Genomic DNA, 21,547 nt, shown 5'->3' on the forward strand with positions numbered 1-21,547 from the left:
CAAATATAAAAGAGATGAAAAAAGGATTTACATTAACAGCAACCTTAAAATACCTGGGCTTTTGCCTGGTATTTGGGCTATTCCTTATGGCCACTGGGTGTAATAAGGATTTTGAAAATACATTGCCACAAAATTTCAGAAATGATACCCTAGGTTTGGGGGCCGGTAAAAAGGTACTTTATATCGTTTTGGATGGTGTAACTGGTGTAGCAATAAAAGCACTGGCGCCCACCAATCTGGCTCAGATTAATGCCAAAGCCACCTACACTTACGAAGGTTTGGCTGATAATAAATATAACGTAATTACCAATGCCTCGGCCTGGACAACCATGCTAACCGGTTACGAATATACCAAGCACAATGTAACCAGCGAAGATTTTTCGGGTTTAAACCTACAAACTACTCCTACGGTTTTCACGAGGATTAAAAGTTCGCTCAATAATGCCAGAACAGTTTCAATCGCCTCAACAACAGTTTTTAATGATAAACTGGCAGGCGATGCAACGATAAAACAGAATGTGGCAGACGATGCTGCTGTAAAAACTGCAGTAGTAACCGAGTTAACCACTAACAATCCATCAATGGTAGTAGCACAGTTTCACAGTGCTGAAACGGCCGGAGCAGTTAATGGTTATACCGCTGCTACGCCTGCTTATGCGGCCGCTATAAGAAGCATAGATGGTTACATCGGTGAAATGCTAACTGCGCTAAAAGCAAGAAAGGGATATTCCGGAGAAAACTGGTTGGTGGTAATCGCCTCAAATAAGGGTGGAGGCCCATCTGGAGGTGCCCCTGGTTCTAATATTTTTAACGATGCTTCACGAAATGCCTATATCGCTTTTTATAATCCCCGCTTTTCGTCGGTATTGATTTCACAGCCAGATCCCAATAGCTATCCATTCGTAGGCACGGGCCCACGTTTTATCGCAACAACCAATTCTAATGTTACCGCTATTCAAAATAATACCGCGATTGGTAATTTTGGTACCACAGGCGATTTTACCTTTATGTTCAAATTTAGGGATGATTACGGGCAGGCCAATTATTATCCGATGTTCCTGGCAAAAAGAAATGCTTTTAACTCTGTTTCATCTACCGGATGGGGCTTTTTGTTCGGTGCAAACTCTGCACAGTTAGATTGGGGCGGTACCCCACGTCCGGGTTTTGGGATTGATATCCGTGACGGACGCTGGCACACTGTAGCCTTTACCATTGGCCTGTTAAACGGTGTAAGAACACTTACTTTGTATGTTGATGGGCTAACCAGGTATTCAGGATCTATAAACGGAAGAAATATAGATAACAACATTCCACTTAGGTTAGGTGGTGACGTAGGTACGAATGGCGATACGCAAACCAATCTTTTAATCAGGGATGTAGCCCTGTTTAACGTAAACATGTCTGCAGCTGATGTAGCCGCCATCATGAGAACGCAGATTAAACCGAGCACGCCGTTTTATAACAATTTGCTAGGTTTCTGGCCAGGGAATGAAACAAGCGGTACCACGATGTTAGATCAATCAGGTAAAGGAAACAATTTTACTTACAGCAGTAACGTAACATTTGCCGGTTTTGAAGAAATTTCGCCAAACATCTCGCCCGATATTTCTCCTGCGGCATACCTTTCTGTACCTAATGGTGTCGATATTCCACTACTTATATACAATTGGTTAAATATTGCTGTTTCACCTCAATGGGGTTTAACAGGCAGATTATATATCCCAACTGTATCATTACCGACTAATTAACATTAAATATTGATAAAATGAAATTTAATCAATTAACTAAAATATTTGGCCTGTCTCTTTTAGTAGCATTTACTGCTTGTAAAAAGTATGGCTATGAAGTTCCGGATGGTTATCCCGATGATTCGCAGAATGTATCTGAAGGAACCATCGATACCAATATGAAACTGATCGATAAGTCGATGTACGCCAAGGCAAGGGTATTCCCTGGCTTGGTAGATCAAACAGAGCCTAGAGTAAAAGATACTCAGTTTACACTTGACCTTAATTTTACCGATCAAACCGCACAAAATTTAAGGATTGCTGAGGCACCGTCACCACAATACAGTACGGGTTATTATGCTGCCCCGGGTGAGCTGATCAAACTTGTGGTTCCGGCAGGGGTTGATGGTTTAACCGTACAGATTGGTGCACATACCGATAACCTGGCTGGTAAATCTCCCTTGCTTCGCGATCCGGTGATATATAACAGGAAAAAACTGGTTGCTGGTGTAAATTATATCCGTAACCTTTACGGTGGTCATATTTACATTTTGGCTACTTTCGCTTATGCTAACCCGGTTACTTTTACCATTACAGGTGCTGTGGTATCGCCTGATTTTATTTTGGGACAAACCAGCGATGTCGATTGGGTAGCTAAAGTTAAAGCCTCGCAAGTACCTTGGTTAGAGCTAAGGGCTAAAAGTGTTATTTTCACCATTCCCAGGGATAAAGTAATCGCAACTTTTAATTCAAGCGAGCCTTTTACCAATCCTACAGCAGTATTTACCAAGTGGAACGACGTTTTTGACTTGGATTATAATGCCTGGATGGGTTTATCAGAAAATGCACCCGATATTAGAGACCGTAGCCCTCAAAGTCAGTGGCGTGGGGTACTCGATATTCAGCTTAGTTTAGGTTATGGCCACTCGGGTTTTCCTTTTGTGGGCTTAAACGATTCTTATTGGTTTGCCAGTTTTACCAGCTTAAATTCAATCTCTACCAGTTCGGGCCAATGGGGTACCTATCATGAGTTTGGACACAATTGTCAACAGGCAAATGTGTGGAGCTGGAGCACCTTGGGCGAAACCACCAACAACCTCTTCAGCTTTAAAGTAGCCAATAGGATTGGCGCCAACTACAATATTCTACACCCGGCAGTTTCCAGCGGTTTTCCTAAAGCGATTGCTTATGCAAGTGGTACAGGAACCAAAAACTTTGATACAGATGCTGCAATGAATACCGTGGATGAAGCGCCTTTTATGAAAATGACACCTTTTGTACAGATTTTTGAGAAGTATGGTTACGGTGCGATGACTTATTTATACACTGAGGCCCGCCATGCGCAGCGTTTAAATACAAACGACATTACCAAACATAACTTTGTGTACGAAAAACTATCTGATTATACCAAAACCGATTTATCACCTTTTTTCGGTGCATGGGGAATTTTGATCAGTGATGCAGTGGTAGCAAAAGTAAATGCCAAATATCCGTTGCTAAAAACGGCTATATGGACTTACAATCCACTAAACAAAACAGGGGGTACGGGTACAATTACCTACAACACCACTGTGGTATCGGTAAGTTCAGTTCAGTCTGGTGACGGAACAACTGCTGCGCTGGTTGATGGGGTTGTTTCTGCCGCATCATTCTGGCATTCGAACTATGGAACAGCTACCTCTACAAATACATTGGGCTATCCAATCAATATTGTTTTAGGTACCGGATCACCTGTTCCTATAGCAGTTAAAGGGGTAACTTTTGCCCAAAGACAAAATAATAGCGGTGGTTATGTAAAAGATGTAGAGATATTTACCAGTACCGATAATGTGAATTATGTAAGTGTGGGCACCACCACTTTACCACAAAATACTTCAGTTTATAATTTTAACTTTCCTGGAGGTAACGTGAGTGCCAAGTTTGTAAAAGTGGTGATTAAAAGCGGTGCTAATGCTACTTATGCCAACTTATCAGAGTGTAACCTTATTAAACCTTAACTCTCACTATTATGAAAACAAACCATAAAATATACAATATACTGCTTTGTATTTGCGCAATAGGCCTATTAACATATTCTGGCTGTAAAAAATATGCCAATCCACCAGCAATTTACGAAGACCTAAAGCCACTCTCTACGGGGCAGCGCAAAATTTTGGTCATCAGCATCGATGGACTAACAGGTTCAGAATTGCAGACTGTTGCACCAACCAATATTACAACCCTGCAAAAGAATGCTAAATATTCTTATAATACTTTAAAAACGGCTTCTGATGCAGCCGGATGGGTATCCATGTTAACCGGTACCAGCTTTGTGAAACACCAGATCAGCACTGATAATTTCGAACGTGCAGCAGGTTCGGGTGTTGATGAACATGCTACTATTGTATCCTACCGGAACGTATTTGATTACATTACACAGTACAAATCGGTAAAAACTGCTTTAGTTACCCCCTGGACTAATCTGCGGAATTATATGAAAAATGCAGATTTTGCACCTGTTGTATCAACTGATATAGCAGTTAAAGACAGTACCGTAAGCATTCTAAATAGCCAAACAGGTTTGGGGACCATATTTGTTAACCTTAGAGACGTTGAAGCGGCTGGCGCCAACGGAGGCTATGTGGCTGCCAATCCCAACTATAAAAATGCCATTGTAAAGGCCGATGAATATGTTGGCAATATTTTAATAGCTTTAAAAGCAAGAAAAAATTATGCAAACGAAGATTGGCTGGTGATATTAACCAGTAATCATGGTGGTAGTAGTGCAAATCCAACAAATGGTTTTACTTTAGTTTATCACCCTGATTTTAAGCCGTTTGAGTTAAAAAAATCGGGTTTCAATCCTGTGCTTTTTGCCACCAATACCTCAAGGGCGGTTACGCCAAATGATAATGGCCTTTATGATGTTGGAGATACCAAGAGTATTACCGTTCAAATGGAAACCAAGTTCAATTCAACCAATGTAAATTATCCTACATTTTTTGGGAAAAGTACCAATTTGAATGGTTCAAGTATTACGGGATGGCAATGGGGTCATTATGGCGATCAATGGTCGGTTACCGTTGGGGGAACAACGAATGGCGGTTCAGGAAAATTACAGGTAAATTCTACCACTCCACCAGGAACCAGTTGGCACACTTTAACCATGAGTATTAATACTACCGTTAATACACAGGGAGTTGCGACAGCCAGAACGCTTAAGTTGTATGTTGATGGGAATTTGGAAGCTACAAACGATATATTAGCCAGAAAAAGTTTAACTACCAGTGAGCTGCTCCGGGTAGGCCATAGAGCAGGAGACACTGATACGCCAACACCATTTTACGGGGCAAACTTAGCATTTTTTAATGTAGCGCTTAGCGATGCCGTGATAAAGGCAAATGTTGGCCTTAAAGATATAACCAAACACCCTAATTACGCTAATTTAATTGGCTTTTGGCCTATGGATGAAGGTACTGAAGGTACGTTTTTCAATAAAGCACCTGTTGGTTATAACATGTCGCTTTCTGGTGTATACAGTTGGGCTAACCTGGGTAACTCATATCCTCCAGGTACAACACCTGAGCCAGTTACATCATCTTTATCAATCCCATCAACGGTAAGTGATGTATCTGCTTTAGCATTATATTGGATGAAAATTAATATCCTCCCTGATTTCGGTTTTGACGGTAAACCTTACCTTAAAAACTTTGAGTTAGAATTTTTAAAATAGTAGTTAGTTTAGTTAGTGAGACCCTTGCCACCTTGTGGGTGGCAAAGGGTTTTTTCTGTTTTTAAGCTATTTACGATACAATGCAGTACATCATTTATCCTTATAAATTTCTCTCCTCCGTAACATATTTAAAACTCAAACGTTTGCGCTAAAACATTTTCATCATTATCAGTTAATCATCAGTAATTTGGAGCAGCAAACCAAAATTATACACACAGAATGAAGCGAAAATTAACTATTTTATTTACATCACTATTTATTGCCGGGCAAATCAGCGCACAAGATCTGCCCTCCGAACTGCAAACCCCCGAAGTGGTTTCGCTAAACCGTTTGCCTATGCGGGCATCGGCTTTTGCTTTCGAAAATCAAGATTTAGCTACTAAAAGAGCTAAAGAAAAATCAGCATATTTTTTATCGTTAAATGGTACCTGGAAGTTTAACTGGGTAAAAGATCCACGTAAAAGACCTACAGATTTTTATAAGGCAGATTTTGATGATAAAGGCTGGGATAATTTTAAAGTACCTGCCAACTGGGAAGTGAATGGTTACGGACTTCCAATTTATGTAAACCAACCATACGAATTTGCTGGCCGGCAATTAACCGGAGCCAGAATGAACCCTCCATTTGATATTCCTGCTGATAATAATCCGGTAGGTTCGTACAGGAAGAAAATCAATATCCCTGCTAATTGGAGCGGTAGGCAGGTATTTATCAGCCTTGGCGCTGTTAAATCTGCTTTTTATATCTGGGTAAATGGTAAAAAAGTAGGTTATAGCGAAGATAGTAAACTAGCTGCAGAATTTGATATTACCAAATATGTTATGCCAGGAGAAAATACCATCGCACTACAAGTTTACAGATGGAGCGATGGCAGCTATTTAGAATGCCAGGATATGTGGCGCATATCGGGAATAGAGCGTGAGGTTTATTTATATTCTACACCAAAATTAGCTATCCGCGATTTTAAAGTTATGGGTAATTTAGATGCCACTTATACAAACGGATTGCTAAATGTAGATTTAGCGGTAGAAAATTATAAAATCGATCAGCGCACCAACCATAGCCGCCCAGATAGTTTTTATGTAGCGCTCGATTTAGTTGATGCCAAAGGAAACAATGTTTGGAAAAATGCTACCACAATTCAAAAAGTGCTGGGAAATTATAAAACCGATCTTTCTTTTAAAACACAGATCAGTAATGTGAAAAACTGGTCGGCAGAAATTCCTTATTTATATACGCTTTACATTACTTTAAAAGATAAAAACAATAAAATAATTGAGGTAATTCCACAACGCGTGGGTTTCCGTTCAGTAGAAATTAAAGGAAGTGATTTATTGGTTAATGGTAAACGTGTATTTTTGAAAGGAGTAAACAGGCACGAGCACAATGCCACTCAAGGCCATACTTTAACCCATGCAGATATGGAAAAAGATATGGAAATGATGAAAAAACTGAATGTAAATGCAGTTCGTCATTCTCATTATCCGCCAGATCCTTATTGGATGGAGCTTTGTGATGAATATGGTTTGTACGTAATTGATGAAGCCAATATCGAATCACATGGCCGTTATTACAGTTTGGAAACTACTTTTGCCAATGATAAGCAATGGCGTATTCCTCATCTTGAGCGCATTACCAGAATGTACGAGCGTGACAAAAACCATGCATCGGTAATTACCTGGTCCTTAGGTAATGAGGCAGGTAACGGGGTTAATTTTTACGAGGCTTACCAATGGCTTAAAGGAAAAGATTTCCGCCCGGTACAGTACGAAAGGGCTGAGAGCGATTTCAATACCGATATGATTGTTCCACAATACCCTTCGCCAAATTATCTGCCACGTTATTCGAAACAGGATAAAGAAACCCGTCCGTTTATTATGAGCGAGTATGCCCACATTATGGGTAACAGTTTGGGTAATTTTAAAGAATATTGGGATGCTATAGAGAACAACCCTAAACTACAGGGTGGTTTTGTTTGGGAGTGGATAGATCAGGCGATCGATACCGTTAAAAACGGTAAACGCATTATGGCTTATGGTGGTGATTTTCCGCTAAGTGGCCCGGTTGATGAAAACTTTAGTGATAACGATTTCTGCGTAAAAGGAGTGGTTACAGCCTACCGTGGTATGACCCCAATGGCAGTAGAATTGAAAAAAGTTCATCAATATATCAAAACTACCTTTAACGGTACCAACCAGATCAATGTAAACAACAGCTATTTCTTTAAAGATATTAGCAACGTACAATTAAACTGGGAACTGGTAGAAGATGGAAAAGTGATTCAAAGTGGTGTGGTAAGTAACTTGAATATTGGTCCGCGCCAAACACAGCTGTTAAGCTTGCCATTCAGAACGAATTATGCCATGGGTAAAGAATATTTTTTGAACGTTCGCTATCGCTTAAAAACAGCTGAGCCGTTTTTAGAAAAGGGCTATGAGATTGCTTATGAGCAGATTGCATTAGCCGGAGCGCCTAGAGCCAATGTTTATACCGGCAACAAGAAATCTTTGAAGGTTGAGCAAACAGCAGAAAAAGCAGTGGTTAAAGGAAACGATTTTACCATCACTTTCGATTTAATTAAAGGAATGTTAACAAGCTATGTTTCTAAAGGACAAGAACTTTTGGCTTCAGGTTTACAACCAGGATTTTATCGTGCACCAACCGACAACGATATCGGTGCGGGCTTAAATACCAAATTACGTATGTGGCGTAATGTATATCAGGATAACAGTGCAGGCAATATTAAATCAACTGTAAATTCAAAGGCTGATGGCTTTACCCTAACCATTAAATCGTCTCTACTTAAAGGTGATGCAGAAACTATGCAAGAATTTAATGTATCTGCTGATGGTACTGTAAAAGTAAATAATCAATTTAAAGCCGTAACGGGCAACTACAAAAGTTTAATGCGTATCGGTAACGATCTGCAGCTGAAAAATGATTACAGCAATATCCAATGGTATGGTCGTGGGCCGGGCGAAAATTATGTAGATAGAAAAACAGCTTCATTAATAGGTACTTATAAATCAACGGTTGCAGATCAGTATTTCCCTTATGCACGTCCACAGGAAAGTGGTAATAAAACCGAGGTACGTTGGGTAACTTTTACCAATAAAGCAGGTAAGGGCTTACGTTTCGAATTTGCCGATCAGTTATTGAGTTTTAATGCATTGCCATACTCGGTAGAAGATTTAGATCCTGAGGCCGAGAAAAAACAATATCACTCTGGCGAACTGATAAAACGTAACCAGATTTATGTGCATATGGATATGCAGCAATTGGGCGTACAGGGGATCGATAGTTGGGGTTCTATGCCATTAATCCAATACCAGATCCCATTTAAAGATTACCAGTACAGCTATTATATCAAACCGATCAAATAATGTAGATGGTTCGTCATTCCCTATGGAGATTCCCGCCTTCGCGGGAATGACGACCATTTTCCTAAAGAATTGAAGCACTTCTATTCAAAGAATAATATGAAATTTATCAAAATCTGTTTAAACCTATTTTTATTTGCTCAAATCAGCTTTGCGCAAGAGGCAAAACTAGCTGCTACACCACCGATGGGCTGGATGAGCTGGAACATCATGTCCGAAAATCCGAACGAAAAAGATATTAAAGAAATGGCTGATGCAATGGTTGCCAGTGGAATGGTGAAAGCAGGCTATCAGTATATTTTTTTAGATGATTGCTGGCAGGGAGGCCGCGATAATAAAAACAAAATCATTGCTGATCCAAAGAAATTTCCTTCAGGCATTAAAGCGCTGGCCGATTACCTGCATAACAAAGGGATGAAATTGGGTATCTATTCTGATGCGGCTTCGTTAACCTGTGGCGGTTATACCGCAAGTTTAAATTTCGAAGATCAGGATGCCAAAACTTTTGCTTCTTGGGGGATCGATTATTTAAAATACGATTATTGTAATGCCCCTGAGGATGTTGAAACCGCTAAGACCCGCTATGGTAAAATAGCCCAGGCGCTACGCAAATCGGGTAGAGATATTGTATTGGGAATCTGCGAATGGGGTCCACGCGAACCCTGGAACTGGGGTGCGCAGGTTGGCGGACAAAGCTGGCGTACCACTTATGATATCAGAGATAAATGGGTTGATGTAGAGGGCAAGGGTGGAGTAGGTATTTACAATGTGGTAGATAAAACAGCCGGATTAACAAGCTTTTCAGGGCCAGGTAAATGGAACGATGGAGATATGCTGGTTGCAGGTTTACACGGCACAAAAGGTCCTTCATCCGCTTTTAATGGCAAAGGTTGTACCCAAGCTGAATATCAAAGCCAAATGAGTTTATACAGTATGCTTAATTCGCCATTATATGCGAGTTGCGATATCCGTAAAATGGATAATGAAGCAAAAACCATTTTCACAAACGAAGAAGTAATTGCATTAAACCAGGATGTTTTGGGCAAACAGGCCGAAAGAAAAATCAAAACCGATATCTGGGATGTTTTTGTTCGTCCTTTAGCCAATGGAGATTTCGCGATAGCGATATTAAATAAATCGGCATCTGTCCAAAATGCAAAAATAAATTTTGCCGAGTTAGGGCTGACTGGTAAATATGAGATCAGGGATTTATGGCAACATAAAGCAATTGGCAAAAATAATAAGTGGAATGGTGAAGTAACTGCTCACGAAACCAAAGTTTTCCGTTTAAAAAAAGCATAACACTTAAATAACAACAAACCAAACACAAATGAAATCACTATTATCTCTTGCATTAGTGGCAACAGGCTTAAACACCTTTGCTCAGGATGCCGCTAAAGATCCGGCAACAATTGTCATTACGCCACAACACACCCTTTCAAAAAACGATACGGCATTTAGAAAAGTCATTGCCAAATGGAGTGATGAAACTTTAAAAAGTACCGATTATAAGCGTATCAAAGCCCAACCATCAGCCGAGGTTTTTCCAGGTACAGTAAAGACGGGTTTTCAGTTTATAAATAAAACGGTAAGCATCGAGCATAAAAAAATGGCTGATAGCTTAGTGTCTATCGTGTCAACCTTAGGGTATTCCGGTTACGATAATGCGACCATGTACAGTACAGGTTTATATGCAAAAGCTGGCGAGTATATAGAAATTGATGTACCTAAAAACACCAATGTAAACGAGCTTGAAGTGCAGATCGGTGCACATAGCGACCGGTTAAATTATTGGGTAGCAGGCAAGGAAGATTGGCGCAGAATGCCAATTATAACTAAAAAACAGCAATTGGTAATTGGTAAAAACAGATTAGCATCGCCTTTCGGCGGATTGATTTACATCAATATTAAACCTAAGGCTGAAAGTAGAAAAATTGATTTTAAAATTAGCCATGCTGTTACAGCTCCGCTTTTTGTATTGGGCAAAAGCACGCAAAGTGATTGGGAGAATCAATTAAAAAACAATAAAGCACCTTGGGGAGAAATGGCCACTGAAAATGTGATTTTAACATTGCCTGATAGTGTATTGCAAACCATCAAAAATCCCGAAGAAGTATTAAAATTATGGGATTTAGTTGTACTTGGAGAATTAGATCTGGCCAATATGCCCGCGCCGTTTTACAGGGCGCAACGGATGGTGCCCGATGAACATATTGGAGGGGGATACATGCATAGCGGTTATCCGATTATGATCCACCATTCGCCATCCAGAAAGATGCTCTCGAACGAAATTATGGCCAACCCTGAATTATTGATGAAACCAAGTAAGGGAGGTGCAAATTGGGGCTTTTTCCACGAAATTGGTCACAACATGCAGAATTTGAACTGGGTTTTTGGTGGTACTACCGAAGTGAGCAATAACTTCTTTTCAATTTATATGTTCGATAGGTTAATGGGCGGACGGGACGATTCACATACGGGTGTATCAAGTGCAAATACGCAAAAGATGATGAAAAAATATTTTGCCGAAGGCGCGGGTTATGAAAAATGGAAAGGTGATGCCTTTTTAGGCCTGATCATGTTCCGCCAGATGCAGGAAGGTTTTGGATGGGAAAGTTTTAAAGCGTTTTTTAAAGAATACCAAAAAATCGGGCCAAGCATAGGCAGGTTAAACGATCAGCAAAAACGAGATTTATGGGTAAAAACATATTCTAATGTGGTAAAAAGAAACCTAGCGCCATTTTTTAATACCTGGGGGGTAGGCATAAGTGAAGAAACACAGAAAGAACTGAGCGTGCTTCGTGCATGGAAACCTTATAATTTTCCTCCGGTAAACTAACTTAAAGCTTCCCTGACCTATGAGGTTTCTCAAGCATGTTGCCAATAAATCTCATAGGTCTTAAGAGATGTAGCGTTTTTATTTTAATTCCCGTTTTAGGTTAAAAATAACAACAAATGAAACGGACGCTATTTATTTTAACTTCAATTGTGCTGGTAATGAGTTTGGTATGGGCTTGTACTGATCGCCACGAACCCATGCCGAATGTTGATCAGATAGAATTAGAAAAGCTTTATAAAGACATTGAAAAATCAGCTCAGCAATTTACCTGTGAAAATGCCGGCGAATGGAAATTCACTGCAATCGGATCCAAAGCCTGCGGAGGCGCATCAGGTTATATTGCTTATTCTGTAAAAATAGATGAAAGCACTTTTCTGAAAAAGGTGGAACAATTTACCAAACTACAAGCTGATTATAATCAAAAATACGGTGTATATTCTGATTGTGCATTGGTGATACAGCCAAAAGGGGTAACCTGTGATAATGGCAAACCTAAATTTACGTATTAAGATTTAAATGCTATGTCAGATATTTCTGTTCTGACACTAACAAATATTATAACCACTTATTTTAATTGTCTCGTAGCGCATTTTCGAAGTACTCGGAAATGCGCATTTTTAATGTAACAACAGTAGTTCCCTTGTTTTCAGGATCAGTTTTGCCATCCACTACAGTTTGTGTCATGTCAATAAAATTCTTGCTGGCATCTGGAGTGAAACCCATTTTCTGTAAAGTAGCATCCCACTCTTTGGGTGGAATCTGTTTTGCTTTAACGGCTCTATTTAATACTTTTTCAAAGGCTGCAGCTACATTGTCAGAACTTAGTTTTTCGGGTCCAACAATTTCATAAATTTTAGATTGACTATCTTTCATTAAAACATCAGCTACAAATGAAGCTACATCCATTGGTGAGGCCATAGGCAAAGTTAAATCGGTAGGGTAAAAGGTGGGTAGTATTCCGTTCTTTTTAACTTCGGGCAGCTGAGCTAACCAATTGCTGTAATAATATGCAGGACGAATAAAAATCTGGGGAATGATCAGATCTGTAAAAGCATGCTCTAGCATGTACGACATTAATAAATTACCTGTTCCTTTATTGTATTGTGCACCAATTGATGACAATCCGACAATTTTTTTAATTGAAGACTGCTTGATGGCTTTATTGTAATTTTCGAGGATAGTTTTTGTTTCACCTAACACATCTTCTGTTTTTCCAGTTTCAGGTGTTAAAGCAAAAAGGGTATCGCCGCCTTTAAAAGCTTCGATTAATGAATTTAAATCCATAGCATCTGCAATGGCTACTTCGGCACCTTTTTCTTTAATTACTGAAGCTTTATCGGGATGATGAACAACTGCTTTAACGCTTAATTTTTTAGCCAATAAATGGTCTGCAATGGCTGAACCAACCTGCCCGGATGCACCTAGAATAACGTACATAACATAAATATTTAAGTTACGAGCGTTTTCTTAATCAACAAGAAAAAAGGAGCTTGGTTTATATTTTTATGAATTTGTTATTATGTGTCACTGGCTCACCAACCGAAACTTTATTTATTTTAGATATCAAAGAGAAGTCAAGTTTACTGGCAGTGTAGCTATTCAAACTTGACTTCTCTGAGGAAAAACCTATCCTATTTAATATGTTCTTTAATAAACAACTGAGGGTTATAAAACCGTTCGTTCAGTTGTTTATTATTAAAAGTCAGCCAGCTTGCACAGCCATAATCATCAAATTTTTTTCTGATCTCTAAATGAAGGTGATGGTAATCGCCCCCATACTTTTTACTTTCCTGAGGCGTAAATAACCGGGCCAGTTTGGTATTTTGATCAACATTTTGGCCATTGCTTACATAAACTTCTTTCAGGTGTTTGTAAGTGGTAAACATGGTTAGTCCACTAGGGAGTTTATGTTTTACCACAACTGTACGTTGGTTTTCGCCCAAATGCACAGAGCAGACTATTCCATTAGCCATGGCGTAAACATGAACCAGTTTCGCTTTAGGCTGGGTAGGATTAATATCAATAGCCGTGTGGATGTGGCCTTTAACATAACTATCTCTATGATCGCCAAAAATGCTGATGATTTTAATGTTGTTTATTTTTTTACGGTTAGCTACATCAAAAGGAAGAAACCAGTTATCGGCTATTTTGGCTGGAGCAGTATCGGTATAATATGGTTTCCAGCGATCGCGATCTTTTTCAATCGTAGGGGTTTCGAATAAAAGTGTGGATAAAAGGATCAATACTAATGTTTTCATGCTAAAGATTTATAAAGCAAGATAATGATTTTATCGATATAAACTATTTTTATAGTTTAAAAGAGTTGTCAACTTTTATAGGCTTTCGCTAGAAAGTTGACAACTCTGATTGCAAACGATGATTTATTTAGGTAGTGTCAGATGGAAAAATCTGACTTCACATTACGCCAGAATATCTTCCTTCAAAGCCTCTGCTGCTGGATTAACCAAGGTACCAATAAATTCCGGAACCGGAACATCAGTACTTTCGCTATAACCGTGGGTTAACAACCTTACCCGGTTAATGCATACCCTGATAAATTCGGGTACAAACAGGTCGAATTTTTCGAATTTTGGAGCCAATTCTTGGTTTTCCTGTTGAAATTCTAAAATCACATCAGCCACCTGACGCCAGAACTGTTTTTCATCCAAGCCTACGTAACTGTGAAAAATATTGCTGAGGTATCTGAAAACGGCATCAAATATCCCTGAGAGAATAAATAAAGGGGCTAATTCATCATTAATCTCCCTTAAAACATCTACCAGGTCATTCGGTAATTTCGCTTTCGATTCTTCTGTTAATACAATTTCTTCAACAAAATCTTTAATAATAATGCGCTCTGGTACGCCGTTTTTCATTACCAAAATGGTGTTTTCGCCATGCGGACTAAAGAAAAAAGCATGTTTGTAAAAAATCCTTAATACTGGTTTTAAATACGCACACAGATAGGCATTTAACCAGCTTTCTGCATCCAGGCCCGATTTTTCTATCAGGGCCTCAACCATGCTTTTTCCATTGTCATCTACATAAAGCAGACTCGCCATGGTCATAATGTTTTCGCCTTCTAACAAATAATTTTCGGCACTCTCACGCCAAATCGCCCCTAAAAATTCCTGATACTGATATGGAGAATCGGGTATTTCACTGTATTGTGGGTGGGTATAGGCTACAGTAGCCACTTCGCCCAAAAGCACCACACGGGTCTGTTTTAAATACTCATCGCCCTGAAGCATGTCTTTTGCCCACTGGGTTACTTTTGGTGCAATAGCCAGCTTTTTAGGTGAAAGTCCCCTGAAAATGGAGGTGTTTAAAATAGAAATGGCCGTTTTTACATAATGTTTTTTAGGTTCACTGACATTAAAGAAGGTACGGATGCTGTTTTGGCACATGTATTCATCATTGCCTAAGCCAACAGGTACAATTAAATTATAGGCAATATCATGTGCAAGCTGCAATACGATTTTATTGTTCCATTGCCATTCGTGAACAGGGATAAAAAAATAATCTTCAGGTTGCAATTGCTGTTGGACTAATACCTGATTAAAATTATGGACCTGCTTTAAGCTGAGTTCTTCATTATAAAAAGAAAATGAAGAAATACTTTCGACACTTTTAAATTCTGCTCTTGTTTTATGTACCGCTAACCAGGCCAATTGGGTTCTTTGATCAGCTTCTGGCGCGTATTTACCTTGATCGCTGTGGTTAAAGCCGATCCGTCCTTTGTTGATGGTGGCCCAGGGATGTCCATCCATTTGATGTTCGATGGTTTGGTAATCAGCATTGGCCAGTTCATCAGCGGTTAATCTGCCTTTCTGATGAATGTAAGCATCGGCATATAAGGTATTCAGGGTTTCTTCAACAAAATGAGCCAAAGTAAATGGTTTAATGCCAAAAGTTTGCTGTAGTTCGGTATAAAAAGCAGGAGCGTTGTTTACAGCTAAATTTTCGCCATTTACAAATTTTTTGATGCTCTGTTTATCTATATGTAGGTAATCTAAAGCACGTTGCTGCCCTGAAAAGGTATAATAGATGTCTTCAGCATCTGTATTGAGACGGAAATTAGAATTTCCTTGTTCATCTGTATTGATCAGCGTTGGTTCAGCTAATTTTTCGTGCATCAACTCTACGATCGATTTTGCAATATAATTGCGGTTTACTTTATCCCAGATTTCTTTATTTAGGGGTTTTATGTGATTGAAGTTGTTGTAATTCATGGTATTTAATATTTAAATGTTGGGTTAGTCCGGATTTGTAATCTGGACTTTTTGTATCCGGATTACAAATCCGCTTCTCTATGATCGGGATTGCAAATCCCGACCAACAATAGGTTTAGTCTTCAGATAATTGCAGCGCTGCATTAGAGAATTCATTTTCCTGTATTTCATCTGTTACGCTAAACTGCTGGAAAGCAATCCGTTTTTCTACCTTGTAGATTTCGAAGCCTAAAATGGCATTGATAATGGATGCATTGCGATAAGCGCCCATGCCCAGGTCAGGTGTTACGAAACCGTGGGTATGCAATTCAACATTTTGAACAAAGATTTCGTTTCCGTTTACATCAATAGCATATTTGCGGCTTACCTGGAAAAGCCCATCGGCATTACGCGCGACGCGGTCGTTTATCCCTGATAAGAAACCAGGCTCATTATACTTGTAACCAGTTGCCAATACCACAAAATCAGTATCAACAGCAAAATCCTTTTCACATTCGGTATGATAAAAATCGAGCTGATATTTACCATCTGTTTTTACCGTTAAATTATTTAGTTGACAGTTCGGCATCAATTCAGCATTTACTTTTTCGCCATCAACACTCAATTCGTACAGTTTATCAAAAATCTGGTTAATCAGTTCGAAGTTTATGCCTTTAAACAGCGAATTTTGCTTTCCTAAAAGCTGTTTGCGTTTGGCATCCCTCAGGTTATAAAAGTGGTCTACATATTCTGGAGAAGTGAGCTCCAATGTTAATTTCGAATACTCCATCGGGAAAAAGCGATCAGGCCGCGTAAACCATTTTAATTTCATTCCATTTTCGGTTTCAGGCAATAAATCGTAAAAAATCTCGGCAGCACTTTGTCCTGAGCCAATTATCGTTACCGTTTTTTGCTTCAACAGCCTAGATCTAAACTTTAAATATGCTGAAGAATGTATGGCATTTTTATGCTCAGCCGGCCTAATAAAATCAGGCACTTTTGGTGCCGTTCCCGTACCGAGTACTATTTTTTTAGTGAAAATGGTTTCATTGGTTCCGCTTGATTGATCTACTTTTTCTATCTGATAAACACCATCAACGTAATTTATACTGATTACTTTCTGTCCGAAATGGCAGTTTTGCAGGTGATTAATCGCCCATTTACAATAAGCATTATATTCCTTTCGTAATACAAAAAAATCTTCTCTGATATAGAATTTATACAGGCGATCTGTTTGTTTAAGATAGTTTAAAAAGCTGTATGGACTGGTTGGATCGGCCATGGTAACCAGATCGGCCATAAAAGGAACCTGTAAAGTGGCATCGCTCAACATCATACCGGGGTGCCAGTTAAATTCGCTCGCCTGGTCTAAAAATAAAGTAGATAAGCTACTGATAGGGGCACATAACGCAGCTAAACCCAAATTGAACGGGCCAATACCGATCCCTACAATGTCGTATATTTTTTGATTCTGCATTTAAATTTCCTCCGTTTCAAATTCTGATGATTTAGCCATGGCGTATGCCTTTGCCTCAGGGAATTTTTCCCAGTACCAATTGCGGTGACAAAAGGTAAGATTCGCCATTTTGTAAGGCATCTGGATCACTTTTTCTAATTTAAAGCCTAGTCTGGTTACAAAAATGTGCATCGCACGGCTCTCCACAGCGGCTTCGCCGATGCATTTACCTACTTCTGGCTGTTCAAAAATGAAATCCATTAATGCCTGGCCGGTTTCGAAACTGAATTTTTTGTCTTTATCTGTTGGAGCAATCAACAAATGTGCACCATAATCGGTCGTTAAAGCCTCGTAGCAAGCACCTACGCCATCGCGCATCGGCCAATAAGGCTCTATAGTAAACGTAGGTTGGCCATTTATCTCGCCAATAAAGCTGTGCGATGAATCGTTTGGCAATAAAGTTCTATAGAATAGTTCCAAACCTCTAATTGGTCCATTCATCTTCCAGATGGGTTTGGCATGTTCCTGGTTAAACCAATCATGAACGGTTTCAAGATCCCGGTCGATATCAAAAGGACGGATATTGATCGTTACATTTTCTTTAGGGAAAAACCTGCTGTACAACACATCTTTGGTTTGCGGCTTGATCAGATTTTCTGAGAAGAAATATTTAGATAAAGGATTCGGAAACTCGCGGTAAATAGCCGGATTATCAATAGGGGCACTGGCCTCGTCGATATTGCAGAGGTTGGTTAGCAGGTTACCTTTTACCTCCCAGCTGCGACGGTTGATGATATAATCAACCAAACCTGTAGTATCGCTGTTTTCGAATTGTTTAAACTCCAGATAAACGAGATCGATCAAGGTTTTTTCATCGGCGAGATTGTTGCTCGCAATGGCATTTACCACACCTAAAATATTGTTGATGAGCAGGTAATAGGTAAGCTTAGGGATAATGTATTGGTTCGGCACAATCGAACCGCTTTCTGCAGCAATACCAGGAGATGCTTTTTCTAATACCTCGGCTTTAGCATCACTAAAGAAAAAGCCCTGATTATCCCTGAAATAAAGTTTGGCAGGATAATAATCTTTATCCAGTTCTACCATCACATTTTGCTGATGGAACTCAAAAGCCATCCCAAAATTGTTGTAAAGCCCGACAATCGGTGCAACACAAAGGTGCAGGTATTGTTTAAACCAGTTTACTGCAGTGTAGGCAACTGTTTTATTTTTGCTAATCGCTGCTTCTTCAATGATGTTTACAATTCTTGGTTTTTGGCCTAACAAAGAATCCTGACAAAGCGCTGCCAAAAGCGTTACATTTTTTTCTGTACCTTCTCCTTTAAAAGGATTGTGCCTGATACTGATGTTAAAACCATCAATGGTTTCGCCTTTATAATTTACGGTTATAAATGCGGGGTCGGTAATGAATTCTATTTCAGGGAACTCGGCTTTGGCCGCTTTGCCGTATTCGGTTTTTAAAAGTTTACTTACATCATAACCACGGTGAAGCTCTCTAACCAGGTTAACCCTTTGCGAGTTGGTTATTTTTACGTGTAACGAAAATTTAAGCATCCAATCGCTCGATGCATTGTAAACCGTCCTTACTGAAGATGTTGGTGTATAGAATTCTCCAAAATGCCCAAGATAGAACAGGAGTTTTTCTTCCTGCATCGCTTTTACTGCAGGGAGGGTAAGCAGGTATTCGGCCTCCCATGGGTGCATAGGTACCACTTTATGGCCTGGGTGTTGATCGAGTAAATGAATGATTTCGGTATTGTTACTATCTAACAATTCAATTCTGAAAAGATCAGTCATGTCAAAACCTTCTGCATTTTTCTCCACAATATTTTCGGCTGAGATTAGGAAATAGGCCAGCTGGAAACGACCCTGGGTTTCCGGTGAATATTTAAAAAGTTCTTCTTTACTGTTAAAGCCAGATCTCCCTTTAGGAAGTGGATGTGCATTGTGGCCTAAAAACAAGGATTGCTCAGCCTCAATAAAATTCATTTTGGCAAAATTTGCAGGCCTTCCATGCTGTTTGAAGAACGATAAAAATGCTTCAAGATTTTCTACACTGTTAGCTAAGCGTTGTTTTACCAGATTAGCATCAACATCAGGAAATTCTCCAGCACTGAACTCGATGACCAGTTCCATAAACCTGTAAATACTGATCGGACTGATGACATCTGTAGCAACATTACGTTCGATTATCGGGAAATTAAATACATGCCGGCCACTATCAGCATAAAATCTTAAAGGCGCATATACTTCGAAACCAATGGACGTAAAATCGAACCGGATATGTAAGTGATCGGTAGTGGTAACCAAATAGTTTGCTAAAGCCTCATCATATCTAGGTATGCCTATATAACGGCTCCAGTTGTTAAATTCTCTGCAATAACTGTTTAGAAGTGCATTAAAGTTAGTTTCTTCTGAAATCTGCTGAAGCCTGGTTGAGTCTAACGTATTCGTTTCCATGTTTTTTAATGATTTTAATTATGTTTTCAATATCGCTGATGGTAGTAAGCGGGTTAAGTAGGGTAAATTTGAGGTAGAATTGATGGTTAATCTTGGTGCCGGCAACTAGAGCCTTCCCTTGATTAAACATGGCTTTTTTGATGTACTGGTTCATGGCACAGACATCTAATTGTACATTTTTTGGGCGATAGCGGAACACTAAGGCGCTGATGTCTGATTCGTTCATCAGCTCAAAATCACTGTCTGAATGTAATAGACCGGCAATTTTGGCTGCGGTTTCAATAATAGTATCAAAATAACCTCCTAATTTTTTCCTGCCCATCATCCTTAGCGTGAACCAGAGCTTTAAAGCATCAAAGCGGCGGGTAGTTTGTATCGATTTGTTTACCTGGTTGGGTAAACCATCCTCATCATGATCTTTTGGATTTAAATAATCGGCATGATGTGTAATCAGGTTGAAAAAAATTTTATCACGAACCAGAAAACCACTGCTGCTTACTGGCTGGAAGAAAGATTTGTGGTAATCAACCGTAACCGAATGGGCCAGTTCGATCCCGTTCAGCAAGCTGCGGTACTTATCCGTTAGCAGTAAGCCACAGCCATAAGCCGCATCGATGTGGAACCAGGTGTTGTATTTTTTGCTGATAGAAGCAAGCTCTTTCAGCGGATCAACATTCCCGAAATCGGTAGTTCCTGCTGTGCCTACAATGGCAATAGGGATGTTGCCCTGATTAATTTCCCGTTTAATGGCGTCTTCCAATAAAACGGTATTCATTCTAAAGCTGCGGTCGGTTTTGATCTTGATCACCGATTTTTCACCTAAACCTAAAAGGGAAGCATTTTTTTGAATACTGAAATGCGCTTTTTCGGAAACAAAAATCCTGAAACGAGCTGCTTCCTGGGGCAAACCCTCTACTTTAATGTTGTGGTTTAGTACCGTGATGGAATAATGATCACGGGCCAACAAAAGCCCCATCAAATTGCTCTGGGTGCCCCCGCTCGTAAAAATACCATCCGCTTTTTTGCTGTAACCGATCTGGTCGCAGGTCCATTCGATCAGCTTTTGTTCAATTAATGTACCTCCCGCACTTTGGTCCCAGGTATCGATTGAAGAATTAATGGCCGAAATCATGACCTCGGCAGCTACCGCGGGAATCACAATGGGGCAGTTTAAGTGTGCAATGTAGGCAGGGTGGTGGAAGGCAACAGCATGGCTGGTGTAAAGCTGTTCAACTTCTTTAAGCAAAGCATCGTAATTGTCGTGCGTTTTTTCAAATTCGATCGACTCAAACAGCGGCCTTAATTTCGATGGCGATACACCACTAAAAGGCTGTTGATTGTTATTGAGGAATTTTTTTACCGCCTGGGTAACTTTTCCTATTGCATGCAGGTACTCTGCTTCATTTTCGTGGTGAAAGATTTCCTTCGTTGGACTTTCCGTAAGGAAATCAATAAGTTCATGTTTTTCGAGGTCTGATGTAAACATTAGTTTTTCAATTTTTCAAAAGATTAAGGTTAAATGGCAATAAAATTACTGGGCATATCAATGCCGGCATTTTTCAAATAATACTTGGTTCTGAGCAACCTAAAAATTGAGCGGTTTCGATTATAATTCTCGCTGCTAAGGTATATTTTTATTTAGATTGATTAAAAATAATATTTTAAATTTTTTTAACACATTGTTAATAAGTTGTTTAATAGTTGATGCTTAACCGTTTTAGTATAGTAGTGAAGAAAAAA

13 protein-coding genes are annotated in these 21,547 nt (G+C 39.5%); 7 read left to right on the forward strand and 6 right to left on the reverse strand.

All coding sequences use genetic code 11. From position 1 onward, the window contains the following. The first annotated feature begins 14 nt into the window (after positions 1 to 14). From ACTJKN_RS05810 to ACTJKN_RS05840, 7 genes are all read left to right on the forward strand, one after another. Complete coding sequence (locus ACTJKN_RS05810; RefSeq protein WP_440823417.1) at positions 15 to 1,748, forward strand: DUF4983 domain-containing protein; 1,734 nt, start codon at positions 15 to 17, stop codon at positions 1,746 to 1,748. A gap of 17 nt (positions 1,749 to 1,765) precedes the next feature. Beyond that, positions 1,766 to 3,724, forward strand: coding sequence for a M60 family metallopeptidase (locus ACTJKN_RS05815; protein ID WP_440823418.1), 1,959 nt, complete (start codon positions 1,766 to 1,768; stop codon positions 3,722 to 3,724). A gap of 11 nt (positions 3,725 to 3,735) precedes the next feature. Beyond that, on the forward strand, positions 3,736 to 5,439 hold the full coding sequence (locus tag ACTJKN_RS05820; RefSeq protein ID WP_440823419.1) for a LamG-like jellyroll fold domain-containing protein: 1,704 nt from the start codon (positions 3,736 to 3,738) through the stop codon (positions 5,437 to 5,439). A gap of 219 nt (positions 5,440 to 5,658) precedes the next feature. Continuing rightward, positions 5,659 to 8,823: a glycoside hydrolase family 2 TIM barrel-domain containing protein gene (locus ACTJKN_RS05825; RefSeq protein ID WP_440823420.1), complete on the forward strand. Its 3,165-nt coding sequence runs from the start codon at positions 5,659 to 5,661 to the stop codon at positions 8,821 to 8,823. A 96-nt stretch (positions 8,824 to 8,919) separates the two neighbouring features. Next, entirely contained in the window at positions 8,920 to 10,122 is a 1,203-nt protein-coding gene (locus tag ACTJKN_RS05830) for a glycoside hydrolase family 27 protein (RefSeq protein WP_440823421.1), read from the forward strand. A 28-nt stretch (positions 10,123 to 10,150) separates the two neighbouring features. Beyond that, a complete protein-coding gene (locus ACTJKN_RS05835) occupies positions 10,151 to 11,659 on the forward strand; it encodes a M60 family metallopeptidase (RefSeq protein ID WP_440823422.1) in 1,509 nt (502 codons plus the stop codon). Between the two features lie 116 nt (positions 11,660 to 11,775). Continuing rightward, positions 11,776 to 12,168 (forward strand): hypothetical protein, encoded by a 393-nt coding sequence (locus ACTJKN_RS05840; protein WP_440823423.1) that lies wholly within the window; start codon positions 11,776 to 11,778, stop codon positions 12,166 to 12,168. A 61-nt stretch (positions 12,169 to 12,229) separates the two neighbouring features. On the opposite strand, the gene ACTJKN_RS05845 is transcribed toward ACTJKN_RS05840, so the two are convergent. The 6 genes from ACTJKN_RS05845 to ACTJKN_RS05870 form a co-directional block, all read right to left on the reverse strand. After that, on the reverse strand, positions 12,230 to 13,096 hold the full coding sequence (locus tag ACTJKN_RS05845; protein WP_440823424.1) for an NmrA family NAD(P)-binding protein: 867 nt from the start codon (positions 13,094 to 13,096) through the stop codon (positions 12,230 to 12,232). Positions 13,097 to 13,290: 194 nt separating this feature from the next. After that, entirely contained in the window at positions 13,291 to 13,917 is a 627-nt protein-coding gene (locus ACTJKN_RS05850; protein ID WP_440823425.1) for a M23 family metallopeptidase, read from the reverse strand. A 162-nt stretch (positions 13,918 to 14,079) separates the two neighbouring features. Beyond that, positions 14,080 to 15,891, reverse strand: coding sequence for an IucA/IucC family protein (locus ACTJKN_RS05855; protein ID WP_440823426.1), 1,812 nt, complete (start codon positions 15,889 to 15,891; stop codon positions 14,080 to 14,082). Between the two features lie 115 nt (positions 15,892 to 16,006). Further along, entirely contained in the window at positions 16,007 to 17,347 is a 1,341-nt protein-coding gene (locus ACTJKN_RS05860; RefSeq protein WP_440823427.1) for a lysine N(6)-hydroxylase/L-ornithine N(5)-oxygenase family protein, read from the reverse strand. Further along, positions 17,348 to 19,807 (reverse strand): GNAT family N-acetyltransferase, encoded by a 2,460-nt coding sequence (locus ACTJKN_RS05865; RefSeq protein WP_440823428.1) that lies wholly within the window; start codon positions 19,805 to 19,807, stop codon positions 17,348 to 17,350. Further along, positions 19,752 to 21,293 (reverse strand): pyridoxal phosphate-dependent decarboxylase family protein, encoded by a 1,542-nt coding sequence (locus tag ACTJKN_RS05870; protein WP_440823429.1) that lies wholly within the window; start codon positions 21,291 to 21,293, stop codon positions 19,752 to 19,754. The genes ACTJKN_RS05865 and ACTJKN_RS05870 overlap by 56 nt, the downstream gene beginning before the upstream one ends. Between the last annotated feature and the right edge of the window lie 254 nt (positions 21,294 to 21,547).

The sequence above is a fragment of the Pedobacter sp. 22163 genome (assembly GCF_052045595.1).
In the GTDB taxonomy this organism is placed as follows: domain Bacteria; phylum Bacteroidota; class Bacteroidia; order Sphingobacteriales; family Sphingobacteriaceae; genus Pedobacter.

Coding starts and splice junctions, on each gene's coding strand:
- ACTJKN_RS05810 (WP_440823417.1), top strand. CDS start 15: ATGAAAAAAGGATTTACATTAACAGCAACCTTAAAATACCTGGGCTTT.
- ACTJKN_RS05815 (WP_440823418.1), top strand. CDS start 1,766: ATGAAATTTAATCAATTAACTAAAATATTTGGCCTGTCTCTTTTAGTA.
- ACTJKN_RS05820 (WP_440823419.1), top strand. CDS start 3,736: ATGAAAACAAACCATAAAATATACAATATACTGCTTTGTATTTGCGCA.
- ACTJKN_RS05825 (WP_440823420.1), top strand. CDS start 5,659: ATGAAGCGAAAATTAACTATTTTATTTACATCACTATTTATTGCCGGG.
- ACTJKN_RS05830 (WP_440823421.1), top strand. CDS start 8,920: ATGAAATTTATCAAAATCTGTTTAAACCTATTTTTATTTGCTCAAATC.
- ACTJKN_RS05835 (WP_440823422.1), top strand. CDS start 10,151: ATGAAATCACTATTATCTCTTGCATTAGTGGCAACAGGCTTAAACACC.
- ACTJKN_RS05840 (WP_440823423.1), top strand. CDS start 11,776: ATGAAACGGACGCTATTTATTTTAACTTCAATTGTGCTGGTAATGAGT.
- ACTJKN_RS05845 (WP_440823424.1), bottom strand. CDS start 13,096: ATGTACGTTATTCTAGGTGCATCCGGGCAGGTTGGTTCAGCCATTGCA.
- ACTJKN_RS05850 (WP_440823425.1), bottom strand. CDS start 13,917: ATGAAAACATTAGTATTGATCCTTTTATCCACACTTTTATTCGAAACC.
- ACTJKN_RS05855 (WP_440823426.1), bottom strand. CDS start 15,891: ATGAATTACAACAACTTCAATCACATAAAACCCCTAAATAAAGAAATC.
- ACTJKN_RS05860 (WP_440823427.1), bottom strand. CDS start 17,347: ATGCAGAATCAAAAAATATACGACATTGTAGGGATCGGTATTGGCCCG.
- ACTJKN_RS05865 (WP_440823428.1), bottom strand. CDS start 19,807: ATGGAAACGAATACGTTAGACTCAACCAGGCTTCAGCAGATTTCAGAA.
- ACTJKN_RS05870 (WP_440823429.1), bottom strand. CDS start 21,293: ATGTTTACATCAGACCTCGAAAAACATGAACTTATTGATTTCCTTACG.